At 75.4% G+C, this 22,969-nt stretch carries 17 protein-coding genes; 1 reads left to right on the top strand and 16 read right to left on the bottom strand.

Annotated elements, in window-relative coordinates:
* The first annotated feature begins 114 nt into the window (after nucleotides 1–114).
* Nucleotides 115–1,224 (top strand): hypothetical protein, encoded by a 1,110-nt coding sequence (locus AMPC_RS18140; RefSeq protein ID WP_248342924.1) that lies wholly within the window; start codon nucleotides 115–117, stop codon nucleotides 1,222–1,224.
* Nucleotides 1,225–1,232: 8 nt separating this feature from the next.
* On the opposite strand, the gene recA is transcribed toward AMPC_RS18140, so the two are convergent.
* From recA to dnaX, 16 genes are all read right to left on the bottom strand, one after another.
* On the bottom strand, nucleotides 1,233–2,261 hold the full coding sequence (gene recA / locus AMPC_RS18135) for a recombinase RecA (RefSeq protein WP_248342923.1): 1,029 nt from the start codon (nucleotides 2,259–2,261) through the stop codon (nucleotides 1,233–1,235).
* A 94-nt stretch (nucleotides 2,262–2,355) separates the two neighbouring features.
* Complete coding sequence (locus AMPC_RS18130) at nucleotides 2,356–3,891, bottom strand: YifB family Mg chelatase-like AAA ATPase (RefSeq protein WP_263009623.1); 1,536 nt, start codon at nucleotides 3,889–3,891, stop codon at nucleotides 2,356–2,358.
* A gap of 114 nt (nucleotides 3,892–4,005) precedes the next feature.
* Nucleotides 4,006–4,518 carry a hypothetical protein gene (locus tag AMPC_RS18125; protein WP_248342921.1) on the bottom strand — a complete coding sequence of 171 codons (513 nt, stop codon included), beginning with the start codon at nucleotides 4,516–4,518 and terminating at the stop codon, nucleotides 4,006–4,008.
* Nucleotides 4,515–8,318 (bottom strand): FG-GAP repeat domain-containing protein, encoded by a 3,804-nt coding sequence (locus AMPC_RS18120; RefSeq protein ID WP_248342920.1) that lies wholly within the window; start codon nucleotides 8,316–8,318, stop codon nucleotides 4,515–4,517. The genes AMPC_RS18125 and AMPC_RS18120 overlap by 4 nt, the downstream gene beginning before the upstream one ends.
* Nucleotides 8,319–8,330: 12 nt before the next feature.
* Nucleotides 8,331–9,341, bottom strand: coding sequence for an AgmX/PglI C-terminal domain-containing protein (locus tag AMPC_RS18115; RefSeq protein WP_248342919.1), 1,011 nt, complete (start codon nucleotides 9,339–9,341; stop codon nucleotides 8,331–8,333).
* Nucleotides 9,342–9,356: 15 nt separating this feature from the next.
* The gene (locus tag AMPC_RS18110) at nucleotides 9,357–9,578 is read right to left on the bottom strand and encodes a hypothetical protein (RefSeq protein ID WP_248342917.1); all 222 of its coding nucleotides are present in this window, start codon (nucleotides 9,576–9,578) and stop codon (nucleotides 9,357–9,359) included.
* 35 nt (nucleotides 9,579–9,613) lie between these two features.
* Nucleotides 9,614–10,960, bottom strand: coding sequence for a tetratricopeptide repeat protein (locus AMPC_RS18105; RefSeq protein WP_248342916.1), 1,347 nt, complete (start codon nucleotides 10,958–10,960; stop codon nucleotides 9,614–9,616).
* A gap of 23 nt (nucleotides 10,961–10,983) precedes the next feature.
* Nucleotides 10,984–12,537, bottom strand: coding sequence for a tetratricopeptide repeat protein (locus tag AMPC_RS18100; protein WP_248342915.1), 1,554 nt, complete (start codon nucleotides 12,535–12,537; stop codon nucleotides 10,984–10,986).
* A 34-nt stretch (nucleotides 12,538–12,571) separates the two neighbouring features.
* On the bottom strand, nucleotides 12,572–15,901 hold the full coding sequence (locus AMPC_RS18095) for a tetratricopeptide repeat protein (RefSeq protein WP_248342914.1): 3,330 nt from the start codon (nucleotides 15,899–15,901) through the stop codon (nucleotides 12,572–12,574).
* Nucleotides 15,898–18,201 (bottom strand): tetratricopeptide repeat protein, encoded by a 2,304-nt coding sequence (locus AMPC_RS18090; RefSeq protein WP_248342913.1) that lies wholly within the window; start codon nucleotides 18,199–18,201, stop codon nucleotides 15,898–15,900. The genes AMPC_RS18095 and AMPC_RS18090 overlap by 4 nt, the downstream gene beginning before the upstream one ends.
* Nucleotides 18,198–18,848, bottom strand: coding sequence for a dihydrolipoamide acetyltransferase (locus tag AMPC_RS18085; RefSeq protein ID WP_248342912.1), 651 nt, complete (start codon nucleotides 18,846–18,848; stop codon nucleotides 18,198–18,200). The genes AMPC_RS18090 and AMPC_RS18085 overlap by 4 nt, the downstream gene beginning before the upstream one ends.
* Before the next feature lie 63 nt (nucleotides 18,849–18,911).
* Nucleotides 18,912–19,499 (bottom strand): GTP-binding protein, encoded by a 588-nt coding sequence (locus AMPC_RS18080; protein WP_248342911.1) that lies wholly within the window; start codon nucleotides 19,497–19,499, stop codon nucleotides 18,912–18,914.
* Nucleotides 19,496–19,984, bottom strand: a complete 489-nt coding sequence (locus AMPC_RS18075) for a roadblock/LC7 domain-containing protein (RefSeq protein ID WP_248342909.1) — start codon at nucleotides 19,982–19,984, stop codon at nucleotides 19,496–19,498. Before AMPC_RS18075 ends, AMPC_RS18080 begins: the two co-directional genes overlap by 4 nt.
* Before the next feature lie 120 nt (nucleotides 19,985–20,104).
* Nucleotides 20,105–20,701, bottom strand: a complete 597-nt coding sequence (recR, locus tag AMPC_RS18070; protein ID WP_248342907.1) for a recombination mediator RecR — start codon at nucleotides 20,699–20,701, stop codon at nucleotides 20,105–20,107.
* Between the two features lie 5 nt (nucleotides 20,702–20,706).
* Nucleotides 20,707–21,015, bottom strand: coding sequence for a YbaB/EbfC family nucleoid-associated protein (locus AMPC_RS18065; protein ID WP_248346354.1), 309 nt, complete (start codon nucleotides 21,013–21,015; stop codon nucleotides 20,707–20,709).
* A gap of 54 nt (nucleotides 21,016–21,069) precedes the next feature.
* Nucleotides 21,070–22,911 carry a DNA polymerase III subunit gamma/tau gene (gene dnaX, locus AMPC_RS18060; RefSeq protein WP_248342905.1) on the bottom strand — a complete coding sequence of 614 codons (1,842 nt, stop codon included), beginning with the start codon at nucleotides 22,909–22,911 and terminating at the stop codon, nucleotides 21,070–21,072.
* Nucleotides 22,912–22,969 lie beyond the last annotated feature (58 nt).

The following is a 22,969-nucleotide window of genomic DNA, read 5'->3' as shown; positions in this document are numbered from 1 at the left end:
GCGGTCCAACCCGCCCCCTCGACGCCATCTCAGAAGGACGGATCACTTGGGCCGCCTCACTCTGGCGGCCTGTTGCGATGGAAGCGCACCATTGCTGGCCAGGGTAATGATCGCGTGACGGGCGTGGCCACAGGGCCCGATGGAACGGTTTCCGTTTTCGGCATCGACACCCTGGCGGGCTCCTATCGGTACTTTCTCGAACGCTTGAACGAGTCAGGGGAAACCGACTGGCTCGCGGCATTCGCGGACCCAACTCCGATCTCCCAGGAACTGGTGGCAAGCCCGGGAGGCACGCTGTACGTGCACTTCCTTCCCGGCGCTGTTCTCCTGGGAGGACAGCTATTCAAGAACCCGGTCATCGCCGAGTTTGCTTCCGACGGTGCGTACGTCCGAATCGTCGACGGGTGCGGTCAAGACTGCAACGTATACACGCAAGCCGCCAGTGATACTGGCAGTCTGCTCCTGTCCGGCACCTCTGAACTGGGCAGTTACACCTATCTATTTTTGTCGGACGGGACATACACGGCCCTGAGTCGAGACACCTTCACGTCGACTGCCCATGGGCTTCTCGGCAGTAGCGGCTGTCAGTTCGCAGGGTTCGCCTCGAACGGTGATGCCGTGTGCGCCGGAACGGCCGATAGTCCTCTCTCGGTCGGTACGGTCATTGTCGGGAACGGTCCAAGCCCGACGCTTTTCCTCACGAGGCTCTCCGTATCGGGAGAGATCGTCTGGGTGGCGAGCATCGAGAACTTCACCGGCACCCTCTCCGGCATCGCGGTAGGGCCAGATGGAACGACCGTCGCCATCGGCACCTTCTCCGGCGCATTGAGCTGGGGCCGCTCGTCCGTCGCAGCCTCCGCCGGCACCGCCGGGTTCATCGCCGTGGCCCGCGGTGACGGCGCGCCGCGATGGGCTCGGTTGGTCAACGACGGGCTCCTGCCTCAGGGCGTGGCCATGGACGACGACGGCGACGTGGCCGTGGTCGCGAGGGGCTCGGATTGCGCCCCGAGCAAGGTCGCCCTGTACGACCCCGACGGCAGTCGGCGGTGGGCAAGGGACGTTCCGACGTGGTGCGTCGGGGGGCGGCCTTACGAACGCCCCGTCGTCGCGATGCGTGGTCACGACGTGGTGATTGGTGGAACCTTCACGGACACGTTCGATTTCGGGGACGGCCCTGCTTCGGCCATCGGGACGGACGGGTTCGTGATCGATCTCGCGCCGTGACTCCACGGCTACGCCCCCTCGGCCACCGCGGACACCGGCGGCTCCGACTCGGCGGGCGCGGCGAGGCGCGCCACCAGCCGCTCCATCGCGGCCGGGTTCTGGCGGAGCCACTCGGCGGCGCGCTCGCGGCCCTGGCCGATCCGCTCCCCCTCGAAGGCGTAGTAGGCGCCCGACTTCTCCACCGCGTTCCGCTCGGCGGCGAGGTCGAGCGCCTCGGCGAACCGGTCCACCCCCGAGCCGTAGCGGACGTCGAACTCGGCCTCGCGGAAGGGCGGCGCCACCTTGTTCTTCACCACCTTCACCCGCGTGCGGCTCCCCACCGCGGCGTCGCCCTCCTTCACTTGGCCGATGCGCCGGATGTCGAGCCGCACCGAGGCGTAGAACTTGAGCGCGTGCCCGCCGGTGGTGGTCTCCGGGTTCCCGAAGACCACGCCGATCTTCATCCGGATCTGGTTGATGAAGATGACGGTCGAGAGGTTGCGCGAGACCACGGCGGTGAGCTTGCGGAGCGCCTGGCTCATGAGCCTGGCCTGCACGCCCATGTGCGCGTCGCCCATCTCGCCCTCGATCTCCGCCCGCGGGACGAGCGCCGCCACCGAGTCCACCACCACGAGGTCCACCGCCCCCGAGCGGACCAGCTGCTCGGCGATCTCGAGCGCCTGCTCCCCGGTGTCGGGCTGCGAGACGAGGAGGTCGGCGAGGTTCACGCCCAGCTTCTTCGCGTAGCCGACGTCGAGCGCGTGCTCCGCGTCGATGAAGGCCGCCACGCCCCCGAGCCGCTGCACCTCGGCGATGGCGTGGAGCGTGAGCGTGGTCTTACCCGACGACTCGGGCCCGAAGATCTCGATGACCCGGCCGCGCGGGTAGCCGCCCACGCCGAGCGCGAGGTCGAGCCCCACCGAGCCGGTCGGGATGACCGGGATCGGCCCGGCCGCCTCTCCTTCGCCGAGCCGCATGATGCTCCCCTTCCCGAACTGCTTCTCGATGGCCCCGACCGCGGCGGTGAGCGCCTTCATCTTCTCCGTGAGCTTCCCCATGTGCCCTCTCCTTCGTCGTGGATGGACGCGCCCCTCCGGGCGCGGTGCGTGAGATCGTCGCGGCGGCGCCGCCGGAGGCCCGCGGGCCGGCGGCTCAGGCCGGCTGCCGGTCGAGGCTCCGGTACTGGATGGCCTCCCCCAGGTGCGGCGCCCGCAGCGCGTCGCTCCCCTCGAGGTCGGCGATGGTGCGGGCGAGCCGCAGGATCCGGTCGTGGGCCCGCGCCGAGAGGCCGAGCTTCTCCACCGCCTGCGCGAGCAGCCGCCGGCCGGCGTCGTCCGGCTGGCAGGCGCGCCGCTGGGCCGCGCCGCGCAGCCGGGCGTTGCAGCGCGGGTGCGCCCCCCGCCCGGCCGGGGCGGTCCGGGCCCGCTCGAGCTGCGCCTCGCGCGCCCGCGCCACCCGGGCGCGCACCGCCTCGGTCGGCTCGCCCGCGCCGGCCGAGGCGAGGAGCCCGCAGGGGACGGCCGGGACGTCGATCTGGATGTCGATCCGGTCGAGGAAGGGGCCGGAGAGCCGGCGCCGGTAGCGCTGCAGCTCGTGCACCGTGCAGAGGCAGGGCCGCCCCTTGTCGCCGTAGTGGCCGCACGGGCAGGGGTTCATGGCGGCGACGAGCATGAACTGCGCCGGGTAGCGCACGCTCCGGCCGGCGCGGGCGATGGTCACCTCGCCGTCCTCGAGCGGCTGGCGGAGGCAGTCGAGCACGTGCCGGCGGAACTCGGTGAGCTCGTCGAGGAAGAGCACGCCGTGATGGGCGAGCGAGATCTCGCCGGGGCGCGGGACGTTGGAGCCGCCCACGAGCCCGGCGTCGGAGATCGAGTGGTGCGGGGCCCGGAACGGCCGCTCCTCGATGAGCCCGCGGCCGCGGGTGAGGCCGGCCACGCTGTGGACCACGGTGAGCTCGAGCGCCTCCTCGAAGGCGAGCGGCGGGAGCACGCCCGGCAGCCGCCGCGCCAGCATGGTCTTGCCGCTCCCGGGCGGGCCGAAGAGGAGCAGGTTGTGGCCGCCGGCCGCCGCCACCTCGAGGGCGCGCTTGGCGTGCTCCTGGCCGGCGATGTCGGAGAGGTCGAGCGCCGCGTCGCCGCCCGGGGGGAGCGGCGCCGGGAGCTGCTCGGGCAAGGGCGCCTCGCCGCGGGCCCAGGCCACGATCTCGCCGAAGTGGCGGGCCGGGTGGACCCGGATGCCCTGGACCACCGCCGCCTCGAGCGCGTTCTCGGCCGGCACCACCAGCCCCCGGGCGCCCGCCCGGCGCGCCTCGATGGCCATCGGCAGCGCCCCGCGGACCGGCTTCACCTCGCCGGAGAGCGAGAGCTCGCCCGCGAAGTGGAGCCCCTCGAGCGCCTCCGGCGGCAGCTCGTGGCTCGCGGCGAGCAGGGCAACGGCGATGGGCAGGTCGTAGCTCGTGCCGTCCTTGCGCAGGTCGGCCGGGGCGAGGTTGACGACGGTGCGCTTCTCCGGGAGCCTGACGCCGATCGCCCGGACCGCCGCCAGCACCCGGACCATCGCCTCCTGGACCGCCCCGCCGGCCAGCCCCACGAGCCTCGTGGACGGCATCCCGGGGAAGGACTCCACCTCCACGTCCACGCCCACGGCGGAGACGCCCAGCACCGACTCGGTTCGCACGCGCACCAGCATCGTGCGCCGGTCGAGAGCACCGGGCGTGCCACGGGCGGAGCAGCGGGATCCGCGGGCGTCGGCGGACGGTGCGGGCCGCCGCGCGGACGGGTGGACGCGCGGCGGACGAGGCGGCTACTTCTTCCCGGCGCCCGCGTCCTTCCCGCCGGCGTCGCCCTTCTTCTCGAGCTCGCCGGGCGCGAGCGGGCGCGGGCGCGTGACCTCCACCTCGGTCGCGTTCACGCCGCGCCAGGCGAGCTGGCCGATGCAGCGCTCCCCCTCGGCCCGCACCCCGGCCACGCGGCGCCGGGCGACGTCGATGGCGAGCGACTCGGTCTCGGCCCCCTCGCCGCTCCCCTCGAGCGCCGCCCGCAGGGCCTTCTCGGCCCGCTCCGCCGCGCCGAGCAGCGCGGCGGCCTGGTCGAGCGCCTCGCCGCAGCAGGCGAGCTTGGCGGCGTCGCGCTCGGCGCGGGCCTCGTCGCACTGGGCCACGAGCTGGCCGGTGAGCCGGCGGACCTCGGCCACGTTCGCCGCCGCCTGCTCGAGCCGCTCGGCCTTGCCCACCTCGGCCGCCCGCGCCGGGCCGCCGCCGGCGAGCGCGGCCGCGAGCGCGAGGGCCGCGGCCCGGGAGGCCGAAGCCCGCCTCACTCCCGCGCCCCCGGCGCCGCCGAGACGCGCGTCCGGGCGGCGCCGCCGGTCCCGACCGACACCTCGGCGCTGGAGGCGGCCGGGCCGTTCTGGTCGCCGTCGAAGGGGGTGGCGGTGCAGCGCCAGTGGTCGGCCAGCTTCACGAGCCGCCCCGGCACCTCCGCCGAGGACTCGGCGAAGGACTGGGCGACGCCGTTCTTCACCCAGGCGTAGCGGTAGCGGATGGCGTCGCCGTCCGGATCGGTGGAGCGGGTGGCGAGCTCGCAGCGGAGCGGCTCGCCCACCCGCGGCGAGGCCGGGGCGATCCGCACCACCGCCGGGCCGGGCGGCGTGTTGGCCACCTTCCGCTCGGCCTGGCCGGGCTGGCCCTGCGCCGCGCCGTCGCTCGCGGTGACGGCGCAGCGCCAGCGATCGCCCTTGTGCACCTGCGCGCCCGGGATCCGGCTCGGGTCGTCGCCGGGCGCCTGCGGCTGATCGTTCTTCCACCAGGCGTAGGCGTAGCTCACCGGGTCGCCGTCCGGGTCCACCGCCTCGCCGGCCACCCGGCACGCGAGCGGCTGGCCGGTGCGCGGCCGGTCCGGCTCGAGCGCCACCTGCGGCGCGCCGGGCGGGCTGTTGCGCACCTCGACCTCGGCGAAGGCGTGGAGGCCGTCGTTGAAGCCGTCCGAGCCCCAGGCCTCGCAGCGCCAGCGCTCGCCCCGCCGCGTGACGCCGGCGGGGAGCTGCAGCGCGTCCTCGGCCACCGCCACCGGCTTGCCGTCCACGGTCCAGCGCACGTGGAGCTCCACCGGCTCGTGGTCCTCGTCCTGCGCCGGCGCGCGGACGGCGCACTCGAGGGGCTGCCCGCCCGCGGGGGCGGGCGGCGCGAGCGCCACCGCCGGGGTGGCGGGCACGGTGTTGCGCACCAGCGCCGTCGCCGCGGCCGGCGCGCCGAGCTCCTCGCCGTCGAAGGGCGTCACCACCACCCGCCAGGTCTCGCCGTGGCGGAGCACGTTGGGCGGCACCCGGTCGCCCTTCACGTCCACCGGGACGCCGTCGCGCGTCCAGGCGTAGCGGTACTGGATCGGATCGCCGTCGGGATCGGTGGCCGGCGCCGTCAGCACCGCGGCCACGCCGGTCGCCGCCGAGGGCGCCTCGGGGACGAGCGACACCTGCGGCGCGGAGGGCGGCGTGTTCTCGACCACCAGCTCGGCGGCGGCCGCCGGGCCGGCCTCGGTCGCGTCGCGCGGGGTCACCGTCACGCGGAGCCGCTCGTGCTTCTTGAACTCGCCGGGCTGGAGCGCGTCGCGCCCCTCGACGCCCTTGGCGCCGTCGCGGGTCCAGGCGTAGGCGTACGTGACGGGGTCGCCGTCGGCGTCCACCGACGGGCGCGCCAGCGCGACCTTCACCGGCTGGCCGGCGCGCGGCCGCTCCGGGGAGAGGGCCACGAGCGGCGCGGTGGGCGGGGTGTTCCCGACGCTCGCGGCGGCGCGGGCGCGGGGCCCCTCCGCCTCGCCGTCCGTGGCCCACACCTCCACCTCGAAGCGGTCCCCGCGCGCCACCTCGCTCCCCGGCACCTCGCGCGCGTCGGCCGGGAGCGGGAGCGGCTTGCCGTTCTTGGTCCAGGCGTAGCGGTAGGCGAGCCGGTCGCCGTCGGCGTCGGCCGCCTCGGCGAGGAGCACCGCCCGCAGCGGCCGGCCCCTGCGCGGCGCCTTCGGCTGGATCGCCACCGGCGGCGCGGCCGGCGGGGCGTTGGCGAGGATCACCTCGGCGCGGGCCGCCGGCCCCTCGAGCTCGCCGTCGAAGGCGCGCACCTCGACCGCGACCTTCTGGTGCTTGCGGGCCACCCGGGCCGGGAACTGCGCGGCCGAGAGCGGGAGGTTGCGCGGCTGGCCGTCCACGGTCCAGCGGTAGTGGTAGGCCAGGGCGTCGCCGTCGGCGTCGGTGGCCGGCGCGAGGATGCGGGCCAGGATCACGTCGGAGCGGGAGGCGCGGTCGGGCTCGAGCGCCAGGCCGACGGGCCCCGGCGGCGTGTCCACCACCCGCCCCTCGACCGTGGCGAGCTCCGACTCGGAGACGGTGTCGGCGGCGACGGCGCGGAGCGAGAGGAGCTGCCCCTTCCTGAGCTTGTCCGCGGGGAAGGTCTCGCCCTTCACGCCGGTGGGCTGGCCGTCGAGGAGCCACTCGTAGCGGTAGGTGAGCGGATCGCCGTCCACCGAGACCGAGGGCTTCACGAGCTTCGCCTGCACCGGCCCGGCGCGCGAGGGGGCCTTCGGCTCGAGCGCGAAGCCGGGGGGCGTGGGGGGCGTGCCGAGCACGGTGACGGTGGCGCTCCGCGCCACGCGCGAGCCGACCCGGGGCACGAGCACGAAGCTCCAGCGCTCGCCGCGCTTCGCCGTGCGGGGCGGGACGGTGCGGCGGCCGTCGAGCTCCTCGACCACCTGCCCGTTGCGGTACCACTGGATCTCCACCTCCGGCTCGGGATCCTCCGGGCCGGCGTCGAGCGACACCCACTTCCAGGTCGCCGCCAGCGCGTCCTCGGTGCGCGGCTTCTCCGGCGCGAGCCCGAGGGCGCGGAAGCTGGGGGGGTTCGGGCCGAAGTGGCCGCTGCGGGCGGCGTCGTGCCCGCTCGCGAGCCAGGGGCCGCTCGCGGGGACGGTGCCCATGCGCGGGGCGCGGATGGCCTGCAGCATGGGGCCGGCCCCGACGAAGATCGAGTAGCCGCCGTCCTGGGCGAGGTCGAGGAGCAGCGGCGTGGCGCCGACGTCGGCGGCGTCGAGCCGGGTCGGGAAGCCGTGCAGCATGCGCCCCTCGGCCGAGAGCGCTGCCACCTGGCCGTCGGAGGTGACCGCCACCACGTCCGGGCGGCCGTCGCGGTCCACGTCGCCGAGCACCGGCCCGCCGAAGATGCGCGAGCCGATCCGGACCGGGAAGCCGGGGAGCGGCTCGCCCTGCCGGTTCACGGCGTAGACGCTGCCGTCGGCCGAGGTGAAGACCACGTCGAGCTTGCCGTCGCCGTCGAGGTCGCCGATGGCCGGCGACTCGTAGACGCGGTAGCCGGTCGAGACCGGGAACCCGCGCAGCGGCTGCCCCTTCGCGTCCACCGCGTAGAGCTTGAAGTCCTGGCTGCCCACCACGAGGTCCATCGCGCCGTCGTCGTCGAGGTCGGCGAAGGCCGGCGCGCCGGTGACCTCGAAGGAGGTGGCGAGGGGGAACCCGGGCTTCTCGGCGCGGGTGGCGAGGTCGAGGACGTGCACCTTGCCGTCGGCGCACCCGACCGCGACCACCCGGCTCCCGGCGAAGCGGCTCGAGGAGGCGGTGCTGCTCACCGGCGCGCCGAGCGACACCGGCCACCCCTTCGCCTCCTGCCCGCTCTTCTTGAAGGCGTGGAGCCGGCCCGACTCGTCGCCGACGAGCAGCTCCGGCTTGCCGTCGCCGTCCACGTCGGCGAAGGAGGGGCCGGCGCGCGAGCCGGCCCCGAGCCGCACCGGGAAGCCGGGCGCGATCCGCCCCTCCGACCAGAGGAAGAGCCGGCCCGAGAGCGTCACCACCGCCACCTCGGTCCGGCGGTCGCCGTCCATGTCGCCGGCCGCGGGGGCGCCGCTCGCCGCCTCGTCCCGGCCGAGCGAGAAGGGGAACCCGCGCGGCGAGGAGCCGTCGGCGCGGAAGGCGACGACCTGCTCCCCGGCCACCGCCACCACCGCCGGCGCGCCGTCCACCTGCGCCCCGATGGCCGACTGGGTCACCGCGCCGCCGGCGTCGCGGGGGAAGTTCGTGAGCGCTCCGGCACCGAGGACGATGGAGAGGAGCAACGCGTTCATGCGCTCTCGCGATCAGTTGGCGGAGAAGACGAACCCGTGCTCCACCGTCACCACGCCCGACGGGTGGAACTGGGTGCGCCAGGTCCGCATGGTGGCAACGATGCAGCTCGCGACCTCGCTCGAGCCGATCCCGTTCTCCACCGCCTGCACGTCGGAGAGGGCGCCGGTCTCGAGGATGGTGAAGCGGATGCGGATCTTGCCCCGGAGCCCCGGGTTGCGCTTGAGCTGGCTCTCGTAGCAGGCCTTCACGGCCGACATGCGCGCGCGGATGAAGGCGCCGAGCCGGGCCTGGTCCACGTCGGGGGAGTCCACCTCGGCCTCCTCCATGCCGACCGAGCCCGAGACCTTGGCCTCGGCCCGGGCGCCGTAGTCCACCTTGCCGCCGCCGCCGGTGGTGCCGAGGTCGCCGATGCGCGCCGCCCCGGTGCTGGCCGCCGCGCCGCGCCGGCCGCCGGCGCCCGCCGCGCCCTCGCCGGAGGCGACCGCCACGCCGCCGGCGCCCGCGAGCGCCGCGGCGACGTCGGTCGCCCCGCCCTCGCCGAAGACGTCCTTCACCGCCGCGCCGCCGAGCCCGCCGCCCGCCCCGCCCAGCGCGCCGAGCACCTTGAGGATGCCCTTCGACTGGACCGCCTTCGTCACCTCGGCGGCGTGGCGGGCCTTCTTCTCGGCCACCACCTCGGGCGGATCCTCCGGCGCCGGCGCCTCCTCCTTCGGCTTCTCCTCCGCCTTCTTCTCGGCGACCTCCGGCCGCTTCTCCTCGACCTTGGCCTCGGGCGGCTGCTCCGGCGCCTTCTCGGGGATGAGGATGCGGGCGAAGCGGTCGGGGATCTGCTCCAGCGTCACCTCCTCGCGCGGCGGCGTGCGCGCCAGCGCCGCGTAGGCGCCGACGTGGCTCGCGAGCGAGCAGAGCAGGATGACGAGGAAGGCCCGGTCGAGGCTGCGGAAGCGGTGGCCGTGCGGCACCGCGGGGAGGCCGCTCGCGGGGACCGGCGATGGGCTGTGGGCCTGGTTCGACTTCGCCATCGGCAGTTCCCGCTCCTAGAAGGGGTCCTTCTCGGCCGCCCGGGCCACCTTCGACACGAACGACGGGCTCCGGTCGAGCTCCCCCACGCTCAGGTTGGCCCGGGGCATCAGGAACATCGCCTGCGGCTTCCGGATCCGACCCTCGACCTTCATCTCCTCGAGCCGGAGCACCTTCTTCGGCGCCGGCTTCTTGCTGGGCGGCTCGGCCCGAACGGGACCAGCCCAGATGGTTAGCACGGTGGCGAGTAGCCGTACAAGCGAGCGGAAGGTGGTCATTTCGCGAGCTGGGCGGGGGGTGCTGCCGCGGGCGCGGCGGTGGGTGCGGGGGCGCCGGCGACCGGGGGAGCCGCGGCGGTGGGTGCAGGTGCGCCGGGGGCCGGGGGAGCCGCGGCGGCCGCCTGCTTCGCCGCCGCCTCCTCCTTCTTCTTCGCCTCGGCGACCTTGCGGAGGCGGTCCTTCTCCTCGCGCGCGAGCCGCTTCTTCTCCTTCTCGAGGAGCGCCTGCGCGTCCTTGCGGTACTGCGCGAGCCGCGGCTCCTCGCCGCCCTGCTTCCGGTAGGTGTCGAGCGAGGCGATGGCCTGCTCGTAGCGGCTCGCGGCCGGGAGGGACGGGTCCTCGACGTCGAGGAAGAGCACGCCCAGGTCGAAGTGGGCCTCCACCATCGACGGGTCGAGCGCGAGCGCGCGCTCGTACTCGGCCCGGGCCGCCGGCAGGTCCTTCAGCCCCCGCAGCGCGTTCCCGAGCCCGAGGTGGGCGGGGGCGAGGTCGGGGGCGTAGCGGAGCGCGAGCTCGAGCTCCTTGCGGGCCCCGGGGAAGTCCTCGGCCTCCACGAGCAGGTTGCCGTAGTTGACGTGGGCCTCGACGTAGTCCTCCCGGAGCGCCGCCGCCTTCCTGAAGGCCTCGAGCGCCTGCGGCCGGCTGCCGGAGGCGAGCTCGACGAAGGCGAGCCGGTTCCAGACCACCGGGTCCTGGGGCGCCACCTGGCGGGCGTTGTCCACCACCATGCGCGCGAGCTCGAGCCGCCCCTTCGCGAGGTAGACGGCGCCGAGGGTCGTCATGGCCCGCATGTCGCGCTCGTCCTGCTTGAGGACGGCCTTCGCCTCCTGCTCGGCCTCGTCGAGGCGGTCGCCGGCGAGGAGCACGGTCAGGAGCTGATCGCGGAAGGCGAGCGCCGCGGGCTGGGCGGCGATCCGGGCGCGCAGGTCGGCCTCCGCCTCCTTGGCCCGGCCGGCGCGGAGCCGGAGCCGGGTGAGGTTCTCGCTCGCGCCGGCGTGCCCGGGCGCCGCCGCGAGGACGGCGCGGTAGCTCCGCTCGGCCTGCTCGGGCTTGCCGAGCCGCTCGGCGGCGACGCCGGCGTCGAAGCCGGCCTCGACGAGCGTCGGATCGGCCTGCCAGCCCTGGTCGAAGGCGGCGAGGGCCTCGCCGAGGTCGCCCTTCGCGGACGCGGCCAGGCCGCGGTCGAGGAGCTGCCGCGCCCGGGCGGCGTCCTCGGGCTTCACGGAAGGCGCCGCGGCGCCCGGCCGGCCCGGCGCGGCGTCCGCCCCCGGCCGCTGCGCCCCGGCGCAGGCCGCCGCGAGGGCGAGGGCGAGGAGCCCTGCCCGCGAGGCGAGTGCCGGCACCGGAGCGCGCGTCCGCATCGGGATCACTTCCCCTTGGGGGCCTTCTTGAGGCGCGCCTTGGCGAGGGCGATCTGCGCCTTCGCGTCGGCGACCTGCGACTTCGCCACCGTGTCGGTGACGCCCTTCAGCGAGGAGAGCTGGCTCCAGGCCTCGATGGCCTTCTGGTCCTGCTTCGCCTCGGCGTAGAGCGCGCCGGCGCGGTAGAGCAGCCGGGCCGCCGAGTTCGGGTCCTCGGCCGCGCACTTCGGGTCGCTCGCGAAGTCGTGGTAGCGCCGCGCCCCCTCCGCCTTGCTCCCGCCGAGGTCGGTCTCGACGCCCAGGTTCTGCAGGGCGAGGCACCGCTCCTCCGACTTCGGGTACTTGGCGAGGTAGTCGGCGTAGAGCTTGGCGGCGGCGCCGTGCTCCTTGGCGTGCGACCGGGCGCTCGCGAGCGCCAGCATCGCCTTCGGGGCGAGCTTCGAGTCGGGGTAGTCGGCGAGCAGCTTCTCGCGGACGGCGGCGGCGCTCTTGTGGTTGCCGGCCTTGTCCCAGGCCACGCCGGCGTTGTAGAGCGCGCCGGCGGCGTCGGGGTCGTCCTTGTTGTCGGCCGCGTAGCGCTCGAAGGCCTGGGCCGCCTCGGCCGCCTTGCCGGCGTTGAGCATGGCCACCGCGCCCGCGTAGCCCTGCTGCTGCTCCTGCTTCTGGAGCTGCTCCTCCATCTTGGAGATGCGCTCCGCCTGCTGCGCCGCCTCGGGGTTGGACTTCGCCAGCTCCTGCTGCTTCACCAGGGCGGCGTGGATGGCCGGGCGGGCCTTCTCGAGCGCGGTGCGCCGGCCGGCGTCGTCGCCGGTCATGAGGTAGCTGTTGGCGTAGAGGGCGGCGGCGTCGGCGGACTCCGGCGTGCCGGGGAACCGGTCCATGATCCTGGCGAGCCGCTGCCGGGCCTCCTCGACGTTGTGGTACGAGAGCTCCACCTGGCCGGTGAGCAGCTCGAAGTTGGCCGCGATCTCGGCCGCGTTCTTCACCTGCGCGTCGCTCGCGTGGACCTGCGAGTAGACGTCGGCGAGGTCGATGAAGCGGCGCCAGACCGTCGGCGGCGGGCGCGGCTTCAGGGCCGTCTTGCCGCCCGGGATCTTGAGCGGCTCGAGCCCGCCGGCCTTGATCTGCGCGAAGGCCTCCTGCTGCAGCGCGCCCGCCCCGAAGCGCGAGGCGATGGCGCGGGAGACGTCGTTGGCGGTCGGGTCGGCGCGGAGCTTGTCGGCCGCGTCGGCCGCCAGCGTCCACTCGCCGGCGCGGTAGAAGTTCTCGAGCGCCGCGCGCTGGTAGGTGAGCCGCCACTCCGACGAGCGGAACCGGTCGGCGAGGTGCTGGAACTGCTCGCCGCCGACGCGCCACTCCGCCCGCGCCTCGTCCATGCGGCCGGCGTCGCGCATCTGGCTGCCGCGCTCGATGTGCAGCTGGGCGTCGCCCACCGCGGCCCGCTCGGCCTCGTCGTCGATCTCCCGCTTCTGCGGGACCACGTGATCGGCCTGGTACTTCTTCAGCGCATCGGCCCGGGCGACCTCGCTCCCCGCCCCCGCGGCCAGCAGCGCTCCCAAGAAGATGGCATTCCACGTCCTGTTCATCTGCCCCTCACCTTTCCTCGTTCGTTCGGGCACCCGCGCCAGGCGACTCGCGCCCCGCAGCGGCTCCGGCCAGCGCCAGCGGCGAGAGGTCCTGGGGGACCATCCGACCCTTGGCGTCCTTCAAGATGGGATACTCCTTCGGCCGGTAGCGGGCCAGCGATTCGCTGATGCGCCGGGTCCACTCGTTCTTCACGTGAAGCTCGCGCGCGGCCTGGATGGCCTGCACGTACACCGCGACCGCCTGGTCCTCGTACGGCTGGGCGAACTGCGCCAGCTGATCCTGGTAGGCGGCGAGGTACTCCTCCTGGCCCGGCTCCTTCAGCTCCGGCGGGACCGGGGCCTCGTACAGCGTCTGCGCCAGCCGCTCCAGCAGGAACGCCTGGCGGTAGAAGGCGGCCAGGGTCCAGTCGGGGCGGCGGTACTTCTTCACCTCGTTGTAGAGCGGCGCCAGCCGCTTCATCTCCGAGAGCTTGGCCTCGAGCGACTTCTGCAGCTTCTTCGGGTTGGCGGTGGCCGGCAGCGCGATCCGGTCCCAGCGCTCGAACTCGTGCTCGGCCAGGCGGAAGCGGGCCTCGGCGGCGGCGGCGGCGCCCAGCAGGTGGGTGGCCGGGTCGAGCTTGCGGCGCGCGAACTCGGCGACGGCCGCGCCGTACGTCTCCCGGGCCTTCGCCTCCTCGCCGAGCGCGCGCCAGGCGAGGGCCACCTTGAGGTGCGACTGCACGATGAGCTCGTGCTCCCGCCCCCCGGCGAAGCGGCGCTGGAACGCCTGCAGCGCCTCCACCTCGCGGCGCCACTCGCGCGTCTTCTCGTAGACGAGGGCGGCGTGGAACTGGGTGCGGGCGGCGTCCTCGGCGTCGGGGTAGAGCGCCGCGTAGCGCGCGAAGGCGCGCGCCGCCTCGTCGTAGCGCTGCAGGTTCTCGAGCGAGCGGGCCGCGTTGTAGAGCGCGTCCTTGCGCTGCCGCGAGCGCGGGTACTCGTCCACGAGCCGCAGGTAGTTCGCGACCGCCTTGTCGAAGTCGTAGGCGTTCTCGGCGGTCCAGGCGACGCGGAAGAGCGACTCGTCGGCGTAGAACGAGCCCGGGTACTCCACCGGGATCCGCTCGTGCAGCCGGAGCGCCGACTCGAACCGGCGCGCCTGCTCGAAGCAGGCGGCGGCGTTCCAGAGCGCCTTGTCGGCGTGCTCGTGCTTCGGGTCCTCGGCCACCAGCGCGAGGAAGAGCTGGGCCGCCTCGTCGGGCCGCTTCTGCTCCATGAGCTGCATGGCCCGGTTGAAGCGGCCGCCCAGCTTGAACTTCTGCAGGCTGCGCTCGAGCGCCGGGGCGGCGCGCGCGGTCTCGGTCTGCTGCAGCCGCGCCGCGGTGGCCTCCACCGCCGCCCAGTCGCCGCCGGCGAGCTCGAGCTCGACGAGGAGGTTGGCGGCGTACCCGGCCACCTCGGCGCGCGGCCAGCGCGCCACCACCGCCTCGAGCCGGCGGCGCGCCTCGGGGAAGTCGTCGTGCGCGTAGGCGAGCTCGCCGGCGCGGTAGGCGATGGCGGGCGCCTTCGGGTGCTCGGGCACCTTCGCGAGCAGCGCGTCCGACTCGCGCACCAGCGCGGCCCGGGCCGGCGCGAGCGGCGCCGCGCGCGGTGCCTCGCCGGCCTTGCGGTCCTTGGAGAGGAGCACGCGCACCGGCGCGAGCTGCCCGGCCTTCTCGAGCCGCCGCGCCTCCGCCTCCCAGGCGACGACCGCGCCGAGGGCGGCGTCGGCGCGGAAGCGGGCGTCGGACGGGTCGTCGCGGACCTGCGCGTACACCTTCGCGGCGCGCGCCGGCTCGCCCGCCTCGAAGAGGCAGTCGGCGAGGGCGTAGGCGAGCTCGTAGGCGCTCGGGTCCTGCGGGAACCGGCGCACGAAGTCGCCGTAGGCCCGCGCCGCGCGCTGGTACTCGCCCACCGCGTCGGCCCCGCGGCCGGCCGCCTTGAGCGCCTGGGCCCGGCCGTGGTGGAAGGCGCCGACCCGCGCCAGGCTCTTCTGGACCTGGTCGCGGACCTCCTTCGAGAGCGCCGGGTCCTTGCCGTGGCGCTTCCACCACGCGCCCGGCTCGTCCCAGGCGGCGAGCCAGGCCTCGCGCTCCGCGACCTCCTTGTCGGGGTCGCGGGCGCGCACCCAGGCCTGCACGATCCGGGTGTGGACGCCGGGGGCGCCGGCCGCGAGCGGGTCCTCGTCGATGGAGGCGCGCCAGGCCGCGGCGGCAGCCGGGTAGCGGGTCTCCTCGAAGTAGAACTCGCCCAGCCGGGCGTAGACCTCGGCCTCGTAGGGGCGGCCCCCGAGCTTCTCGAAGAAGGCCCGCGCGCGCTCCACCCCGCCCCACCTCTCGTCGGAGAAGCAGAGGGCGACGTACTGCACCGCCTCCGGCCACAGGTCGCCGCCCGCCGGCTTGCCAGCCTTACGCCCCTCGGCGGCGTAGAAGTCGAGCAGCCTCGAGAAGGCCTCCACCGCGCGCGGGTAGTCGTCGAGCCGGTAGAAGGTCCAGCCGAGCTTGTAGACCGCCCGGGCGTAGAGCGGGTGCGTCGGGAACTCGTAGAGGTGTCCGAAGGCGGCGGCGGCGCGGGCGAGCGAGTCGCGCCGCGTCCCGTCGAAGTGCCAGTCGCCCATCCGGACCCAGGCCTCGGGGACGAAGGGGCTCTTCGGGAAGCGGACCACGAGCTCGGCGTAGACGCGCTGGGCCTCCTCGCCCTGCCCCATCTCGCCGAGGCAGTAGCCGAGCAGGTAGTGGATGCCGTGGTTGAAGCGGTAGGAGGGGAAGCCGGTGATGAGCCGCTGGTAGAGCCCGATGGAGCGGGCGAAGTCCTTCTGCGGCTCGGGGAGCTCGCGCCCCTCGGCGCCCGGCCGGCGGCTCTCCTCGCGCCACTGCTCGACGGCCTGGGCGTAGGCGTCGTTGGAGGCCTCGTAGTAGAGCTCGGCCAGCCGGAACATGGCGTCCGGCGTGAAGGCCGGGTCGGAGGGGTGGCGGGCGAGGAACTCCTCGAACTCCGCGATCGCCTCCTGCCGCTCCTTCCGCTCCTGCAGCTCGAGCTCGCGCAGGGTCCGCTCGTAGCCCTCGGCGACGGCGCGGCGGCGCTCGGCCCGCGCCTTCGCGGCCGGGTCCTGCGGCTCGGCCGGGGACGGCCCGGGCTCCGCCTCGGCGCGCCTCACGGCCGCGACGGCGGCGTCGAGCTCGGCCTGGGTCACCGGGCCGGCGCCGGGCCGCGGCGAGGCGGCCGCGCCGGTCGCCGGCGTCGCGGGCGCCGGCGGCTGCGCGGCGCCGGCCGCCGGCGCGGCGGCGAGGAGGGCGGCGAGGGCGAGCGCGGCCGGGATCACCGCTCCACCTTCCCGGGCGCGCCGCGGGCCTCGGCGTCGAGGCGGTCGAGCTCGGCCTGCTTCTGCGCCGAGAGCTGCTGGATCCTCTCCGCCCGGTCGCGCTTGCGCGCCCAGGCGACGTCCACGAGCCCCACGTCGGCCTCGAGCACGAGCTGCTGGAACTGTCCGCGGACCCGCTCCAGGGAGCGCGTCGTCACGCGCCCCACGGCGCGGCGCACCTCCTCCTGCAGCCGCTCCAGCTCGGCCTGCTCGCGGCCGAGCTCGTCCGCCTGCGCCTGGGCCTGGGCCCGCAGCGCCTCCCGTCCGGCGGCGGCCTGCGCCGCGAGGCGGGACCGCGCCGCGGCCGTGGCCGCCTCGAGCGCGGCGGCGCGCCCGCGGGCGGCGTCCACGGCCTCGAGCCGGCCCGCGGCCGGGCGGCCCTGGCGGGCGCGGGCGAGGAGGGCCTCCTCCTCCGCGAGCCGCGCGGCGAAGGCGCTCCGGAGCTTCTCGTCGCCGGCCGACGCCGCCTGGGCGCGCGCGGCGTCCTCGGCGAGGGCGAGGTCGAGCCGCAGCTGCCGGGCCTCCTCGGCGTACCCGCTCACGATCTCCCGCTGGCGGCGCAGCTCCTCCGCCACCGCGGCGCGGTCGGAGGGGTCGCGCGCGGCCGGCGCCCTCCGCTCCAGCCAGCCGCGGGTGCCGGCGATGGCGGCCGACTCGGCGCGCGCCTCGAACCCGAGCCGGAACGCCTCGGCGTCGAGGGCGTCGATCCCGGCGCGGGCCCGCCGGACCCGCTCGTCGGCCGCCGCCGCGCTCGCGGGGAGCGCCGCCAGGCGGCCCTCGAGCGGCTGGCGGGCGGCGCGCAGGCTCGCGAGCTCGGCGCGGTCGCCCGCCTCGAGCCCGAGCTCGGCCTCCTCGGCCCGGGCCAGGGCGGCCCGCGCGAGCAGGAGCCCGTTCGCCACCGCGTCGGCGCGGGCCAGCGCCTCGCGGGCGCGGGGCGTCCCCTCGCCCTCCGCCGAGAGCGCGGCGCCGAGCCGCGCGGAGAGCTCGGTCGCCTCGCCGAGGTCGCGCCGCCCCTCCTCCAGCGCGCCCACCACGCCGAGGGCCCGCTCCAGGCCGCCGTCCTCCGCGGCCCAGCGCCGGGCGAGCGGCGGCAGCACCGCCGCGGCCTCGAGCCCGGCGTCCGGCCGGCCCACGATCTCGTTGAAGGAGCGGAGCGGATCCTCGCCGGCGGCCAGGATCGCCTCGAGCTCGTCGCGCACCGGGCCCCAGCGGCTCACCACGCGCTCGTAGCTCTCCACCGCCGGGCGCCAGTGGCCGAGCTCGAGCTCGAGCCGGCCCTGCAGCAGCAGCGCCTCGGGCGCGAGCGGCGACTCCGGGGCGAGGTCGGCGAGCAGGGCGGCCGTCCGGAGCGCGAGCGCGTGCTTCTTCGCGCGGACCCAGGTCCAGGCGAGCTCGTAGAGCGCCTCGTCGAAGCGCGGCGAGTCGCGCGAGACGCGCTGGTACTGCGAGATCGCCTCGGCGGTCCGCCCGGCGTCGCCGTACAGCCGCGCCAGGGCGAGGTGGCAGAGCTCGCGGAGCTCGCGCTGCCGCGGCTCCTTGCCGTCGAGCCGGGTGCAGCCCTCGAAGCGGGCGACCGCCGCGTCGCGGGCGCCGGCCTCGAGCTGCAGCACGCCCTGCAGGTACGCGGCGGCGAGGTGATGCGGGGCCGGCACCGCCTCGAGGGCCGCGAGCGCGCGGCGGCGCCGCTCCGCGTCCGGGAGGTCCCGCCGCCGGAACGCCGCCTTGGCGGCGGTGTAGGCGAGGTCCGGGGGGAGCTTCCCGAGGAGCGCCCGGGCGCGATCGGCGAGCGCCGCCGCCCGGTCGTAGCGCCCCGCCCGGAAGGCCGCGTCCACGGCGCGGGGGAGCGCCTCCCGCTCGCGCGGGCCGCGGAGCGCAGCCACGCGCTCGAAGGCCCGGGCGGCCGCGGCGGTGCTGCCCTGGCCGTCGAGGGCCTGCGCCAGCAGCCAGAGCGCCTCGGCGCCGTCGGCGGTCCCCTCGAGCGCGGGCGCCTCGGCCGCCTCGGCCAGCAGGGCCGCGGCGCGAGCGTGGTCGCTCACGGCCAGCCGCGCCCGGCCGGCGGCGAGGGCGCGGCGGGCGCGCTCGGCCGGGCCGGCCTCCGCCGGCGCCGCGCCGGACTCGAGCCTCGCGGCGTCGTCCTGGAGGGCGCGAAGCCGCGCCTCGACCTCCTCCACGGCCCCGGCGCGGGCCGCCGCGGGGGCGGCGGCGACGAGGGCGAGGGCGAGCGCCGCCGCGAGGCGGGCGGGGGCCCGGCGCGGGCTCACCGGGCGTCGCCCCCTGCGCCCCCGGCGCGCGGAGCCTCCTCGCGCGCGGTGGCGAGGTCGAAGCGGAGCGCCGGCCGGTCCTTCGGCTCCGCGCCCTGCTTCTCGTAGCCGGTCAGCTTCACCCGGCTGACGCTCCCGGCCTGCGCCTCGAACGTGTAGGACGACTCCACCTTGAACCGGTAGCCCTCGAGGTAGTCGAAGAGCCCCGAGCCGTGGCCGCGGTACACGAGCCGCACCGAGAGCTGGTGCTTGCCGGGGTCCACCCGGCCGCTGAAGACCTCGAACTCCTCGCGCCGGTCGAGGCTGCCGTTGGCGTCCACCTGGGTGAACACCGGGGCGCCGTCGAGCGCGAAGGCGGCCGACTCGAGCACGTAGGAGGAGCCCATCTCGTTGCGGTGCACGAGCACCGCCTTGGCGCCGGCGGAGACGTCGCCGCCGAGCACCAGCTCCTGCAGGTGCTGCAGCCGCGCCTTCGTCCGGAAGATCCGGTCCTTGAGATCGGTGACCCGCTCCTGCAGCGCGCGGACCTGGGCCTCGGACTGCTCGTCGCCGAGGGCCGGCGCCGCCTCGCCGGACGGCTCCGCGGCCGAGGCCGGCAGGGCGAGCGCGAGGAGCAGGGCCAGGCGGCAGGTACGGTGCGGGTTCACCATCGCCTCCGGGGAGCGGCCGGCGGGACGCCGGCGACGGCTTATACCACCTCGAGAGCGGGCTCAGCCGCCCTTCTTCAGCTCGGTGAGCACCAGCTTCGCGACCGCCTTCAAGGTGTCGAAGACGCCCTTCCCGACCGGCGCGACCGCCTCGAACTCCGGCACGCCGCGCGGGTTGAGCTCGCGCCGCAGCTCCTCGAGCGGCAGGGCCGAGGGGAGGTCGCGCTTGTTGTACTGCACGACGTAGGGGAGCTTGTCGAGGTCGTAGCCCTGCTCGCCCAGGTTGGCGCGCAGGTTCTCGACCGACTCGAGGTTCGCGTCGATGCGCTCCTCCTGCGAGTCGGCCACGAAGACCACGCCGTCCACGCCCTTGAGGATGAGCTTGCGGGACGCGTCGTAGAAGACCTGGCCCGGCACCGTGTAGAGGTGGAACCGGGTCTTGAAGCCCCGGATCTCGCCCAGCGCCAGCGGGAGGAAGTCGAAGAACAGGGTCCGCTCGGTCTCGGTGGCGAGACTGATCATCTTGCCCTTCGACTCGGGGTTGGTCTTCGCGTAGACGTACTGGAGGTTCGTCGTCTTCCCGCAGAGGCCCGGGCCGTAATAGACGATCTTGCAGTTGATCTCGCGGGAGCTGTAGTTGATGAAGCTCATGACCGGTCGCTGAAGAGGTTGTCGATGTCCTCGTCGGTGATCTCGGCGAAGGGGCTCTGGGCGGCCGTGGAGGCCTGCCGCTTCGCCACCTTCTCCAGGACCCGGCCGATCTCCTCGCTCGCCTTCTTGACGCGGAGGCGCACGAGGCCGAGGGAGCTGCGGGCGTCGAAGACCACCACCAGCACCACCCGGCCAGCGACGATGCTCATGTGGAGCGACTCGCGCTCGCCCTCGTGGAACTGGGTCGGGAACTCGCGCTCGCCGATGAGCTTGGCGAGCCCGCCCATGGCGGCGACGTTGCCGGCGGTGAGCGAGGCGAGGGAGGTGGTGTCGAGCTCGCCCTTGGCGTGCCCGCTCGAGGTGATGAGCTGGCCGTTCTTGTCCACGAGGAAGACGACGTTGGCGTTCGCGTCGCGGCACAGGTGCTCGCAGACGGCGGTGATCGCCCGAAACTCCTCGTCGTACATGACCAAGCCGGAATTCATGGCCGCTCCAGAGCCCCTCGGAGCGTCCAGAGGTACCAGGGAACCCGTCCCGGGGCAACGTTCGGACCCTGCGCCGGTGAAGGCGGCCGTCCCACATCCGCGCCGCGCCGGGCGGCCCGGCTACAGCTCGCGCCGGCCGCTCAGCGCGCGCGCCAGGGTCACCTGGTCGGCGTACTCGAGATCGCCGCCCATCGGGAGCCCCTGCGCGATGCGCGTCACCCGCACGCCCGACGGCGAGAGCAGCTTCTTCAGGTACAGGGCGGTCGCCTCCCCCTCGACGTCGGGGTTGGTGGCCACCACCACCTCGTCGGCCGGCTCCCGCTCGAGCCGCAGGAGGAGCTCGCGGATCTTGAGGTCGGAGGGGCCGACGCCGTCGAGCGGCGAGAGCGCCCCGTGGAGCACGTGGTAGCGCCCCCGGAACTCGTGGGTGCGCTCCACCGCGACGAGGTCCGGCACGCTCTCCACCACGCAGACGAGGCGCGGGTCGCGCTTCGGGTCGGCGCAGATGGCGCAGGGGTCGCGGTCGGTGAGCGTCTGGCAGACCGAGCAGCAGCGCACGTCGCGCACCACGCCGGTGATCGCCTCGGCGAGCGCCCCGGCCCGCTCCGCCCCCTGCTCGAGGATGTGGAAGGCCAGCCGCTGGGCGGTCTTCTCCCCGATGCCGGGCAGGCGCGCCAGCTCCTTCACCAGCCGGGCGATGGGATCCGCGACCGCCATGGGCGCTAGAACTGCAGCGGCATCTTGAGCCCGCCGGTGGCCTTGTTCATCGACTCGTTGGCGGCGGCGCTGGCCTTCTCGGACGCGGCGTTGATCGCGGCGGCGATGAGGTCCTCGAGCAGCCCCTTGTCGTTCGGGTCGATCGCCTTGGGGTCCAGCTCGATCCGCTGGACCATGTGGCGGCCGTCCATCTTCACCTTCACGAGCCCGCCGCCGCTCTCGGCGTCCACCGAGAGCTCGCCGAGCTTCTCGCGGGCCTGCTCCATGGCCTGCTCCATCTTCTTGGCCTGCCGCATGAGGTACTGGATGTCGATTCCGGGCATGTGGGCTCCTCGCGGCGCCGCCGGGCGGGCCGCCGTGGTCTGGTCCTAGAGGTCGTCGACGCGGTGGATCTCGCCGTCGAGGATCCGGACCGCGTCCTGGATGTTGGGGTGGCCGCGGGCCTCTGCCTCGCGCTTCGCGTGGAGGGCGGCCCGCTCCGCCTTCTCGGCGGCGAAGATGGAGGTCGGCGCGCCCGGCGCCGGGCCGGCGGCCGCCGCGGCGGGCGGCGGCGCGTCGCCGAGGGAGAGGACGAGCTTCATGGCGCGCCCGAAGAAGCGCGACAGCGACGCCTCCGCCTCCGGCCGCTTCCGCTCGGCGGCGGCGGCCATGGTGGAGCCCCGCGGCAGGGAGAGGGAGATCGCGTCGGCCTCGATGCCGAGCAGGGCGGCGTGCTTGAGCGCCTGGGCGACGAAGGGGCTCTGGCGCTCCATCGACTCGACCGCGGCGCGCCAGCGCTCGGCCGGCGGGGCGGAGGGGTCGTCGCACGGGCCGGGGGCGGCGGGCGCCGCGGGCGCGACCACCGCCGGCGCGGCCCCGCCGGCGCAGCCGGGCGTCCCGAAGGACGCGATGGGCGAGAAGCCCGCGGGGGCGGCGGCGTCCCCGGCCCGGGCCGGGGCGGCGGGGGCCGGCGCCTCGGCGCGCTGGGAGTGGAACGAGGGCGCCGGGGCGGCCTGCGCCGGCGCGGCGGAGCGCGGCGCCCCCGGCCCGCCGGAGCCGGGGCCACCGGCGCCGGGCGGGCGCGGCGGGAGGGGCGCGCCCGCGGCGAGCGACTCGAGCCGGGCGACGAGCTCGCCCACCTCCTGCCCGGGGGCGAGGTAGGCCGCCTTGAGCAGCGCCACCTCGAGCGCGTGGCGCGGCTGGTCGGAGAGCTTCACCTCGGAGATGGCGCGCTGGGCGATGTCGAAGAGGCGGGTGAGCTGCGCCGGCTCGGCGGCCTGCCCCTGCGCCACCACCTCGGCCCGCTCGTGGTCGGTGAGGTCGAGCGGCGCCTGCGGCACGAGCCGGGCCACCACCACGTCGCGCAGGTGGCGGGCGAGCTCCTCGGCCACCCGGCGCATCTCCTGGCCGCGGCCGTGGAGGGCCTCAATCTCGGCGAGGAGCGCGGCGCCGTCACGGGTGACGAGGGCGCGGCCGAGCCGGGCCACCGCCGCCGCGTCCACCGCCCCGACCGCCTCGGCCACGGCGGCGTCGGAGGTGTCGTCGCCGCAGGCGGCGCGGACCCGGTCGAGCGAGGAGAGCGCGTCGCGCATGCCGCCCTCGGCGGCGCGGGCCACGAGCGCGAGCGCGGCGTCGGAGACGCGCATCCCCTCCGCCTCGGCCACCTTGCGCAGCTGATCGACGATCTGCTGCTGGGTGAGCCGGCGGAAGTCGAAGCGCTGGCAGCGCGAGACGATGGTCTCGGGGACCTTGTGGACGTCGGTGGTGGCGAGCACGAACTTCACGTGCTCGGGCGGCTCCTCCAGCGTCTTGAGGAGCGCGTTGAACGCGCCCGTCGAGAGCATGTGGACCTCGTCGACCACGAAGACCTTGTAGCGGTCGCGGGCCGGCCGGTACTTCACCGCCTCGATGATGTCGCGGACGTTGTCCACGCCGTTGTTGGAGGCGGCGTCGATCTCCACCACGTCCACGCAGCGCCCCTCGGCGATCTCGACGCAGGGCGGGCACTCGCCGCACGGCGTGGCCGTGGGCCCCTTCTGGCAGTTGAGCGCCTTCGCGACCAGGCGGGCGCTGGTGGTCTTGCCCACCCCGCGCGGGCCGGTGAAGAGGAAGGCGTGGGCGAGCTGACCGCTCTTGAGCGCGTTCGCGAGCGTCCGGACCACGTGCTCCTGGCCGGCCATCTCTCCGAAGCTCTGGGGGCGGTACTTGCGGGCGAGGACGAGGTAACCCATGGGCCTCTCGGGAAAGCCGAATCAGGTACCAGCTTTAGCCCTGGAACGGAAGTGGCGC

The sequence above is a fragment of the Anaeromyxobacter paludicola genome (assembly GCF_023169965.1).
GTDB lineage: Bacteria > Myxococcota > Myxococcia > Myxococcales > Anaeromyxobacteraceae > Anaeromyxobacter_B > Anaeromyxobacter_B paludicola.
The sequence above is the reverse complement of the archived record's forward strand: the minus strand, read 5'-3'. Positions and strand labels throughout refer to the sequence as shown.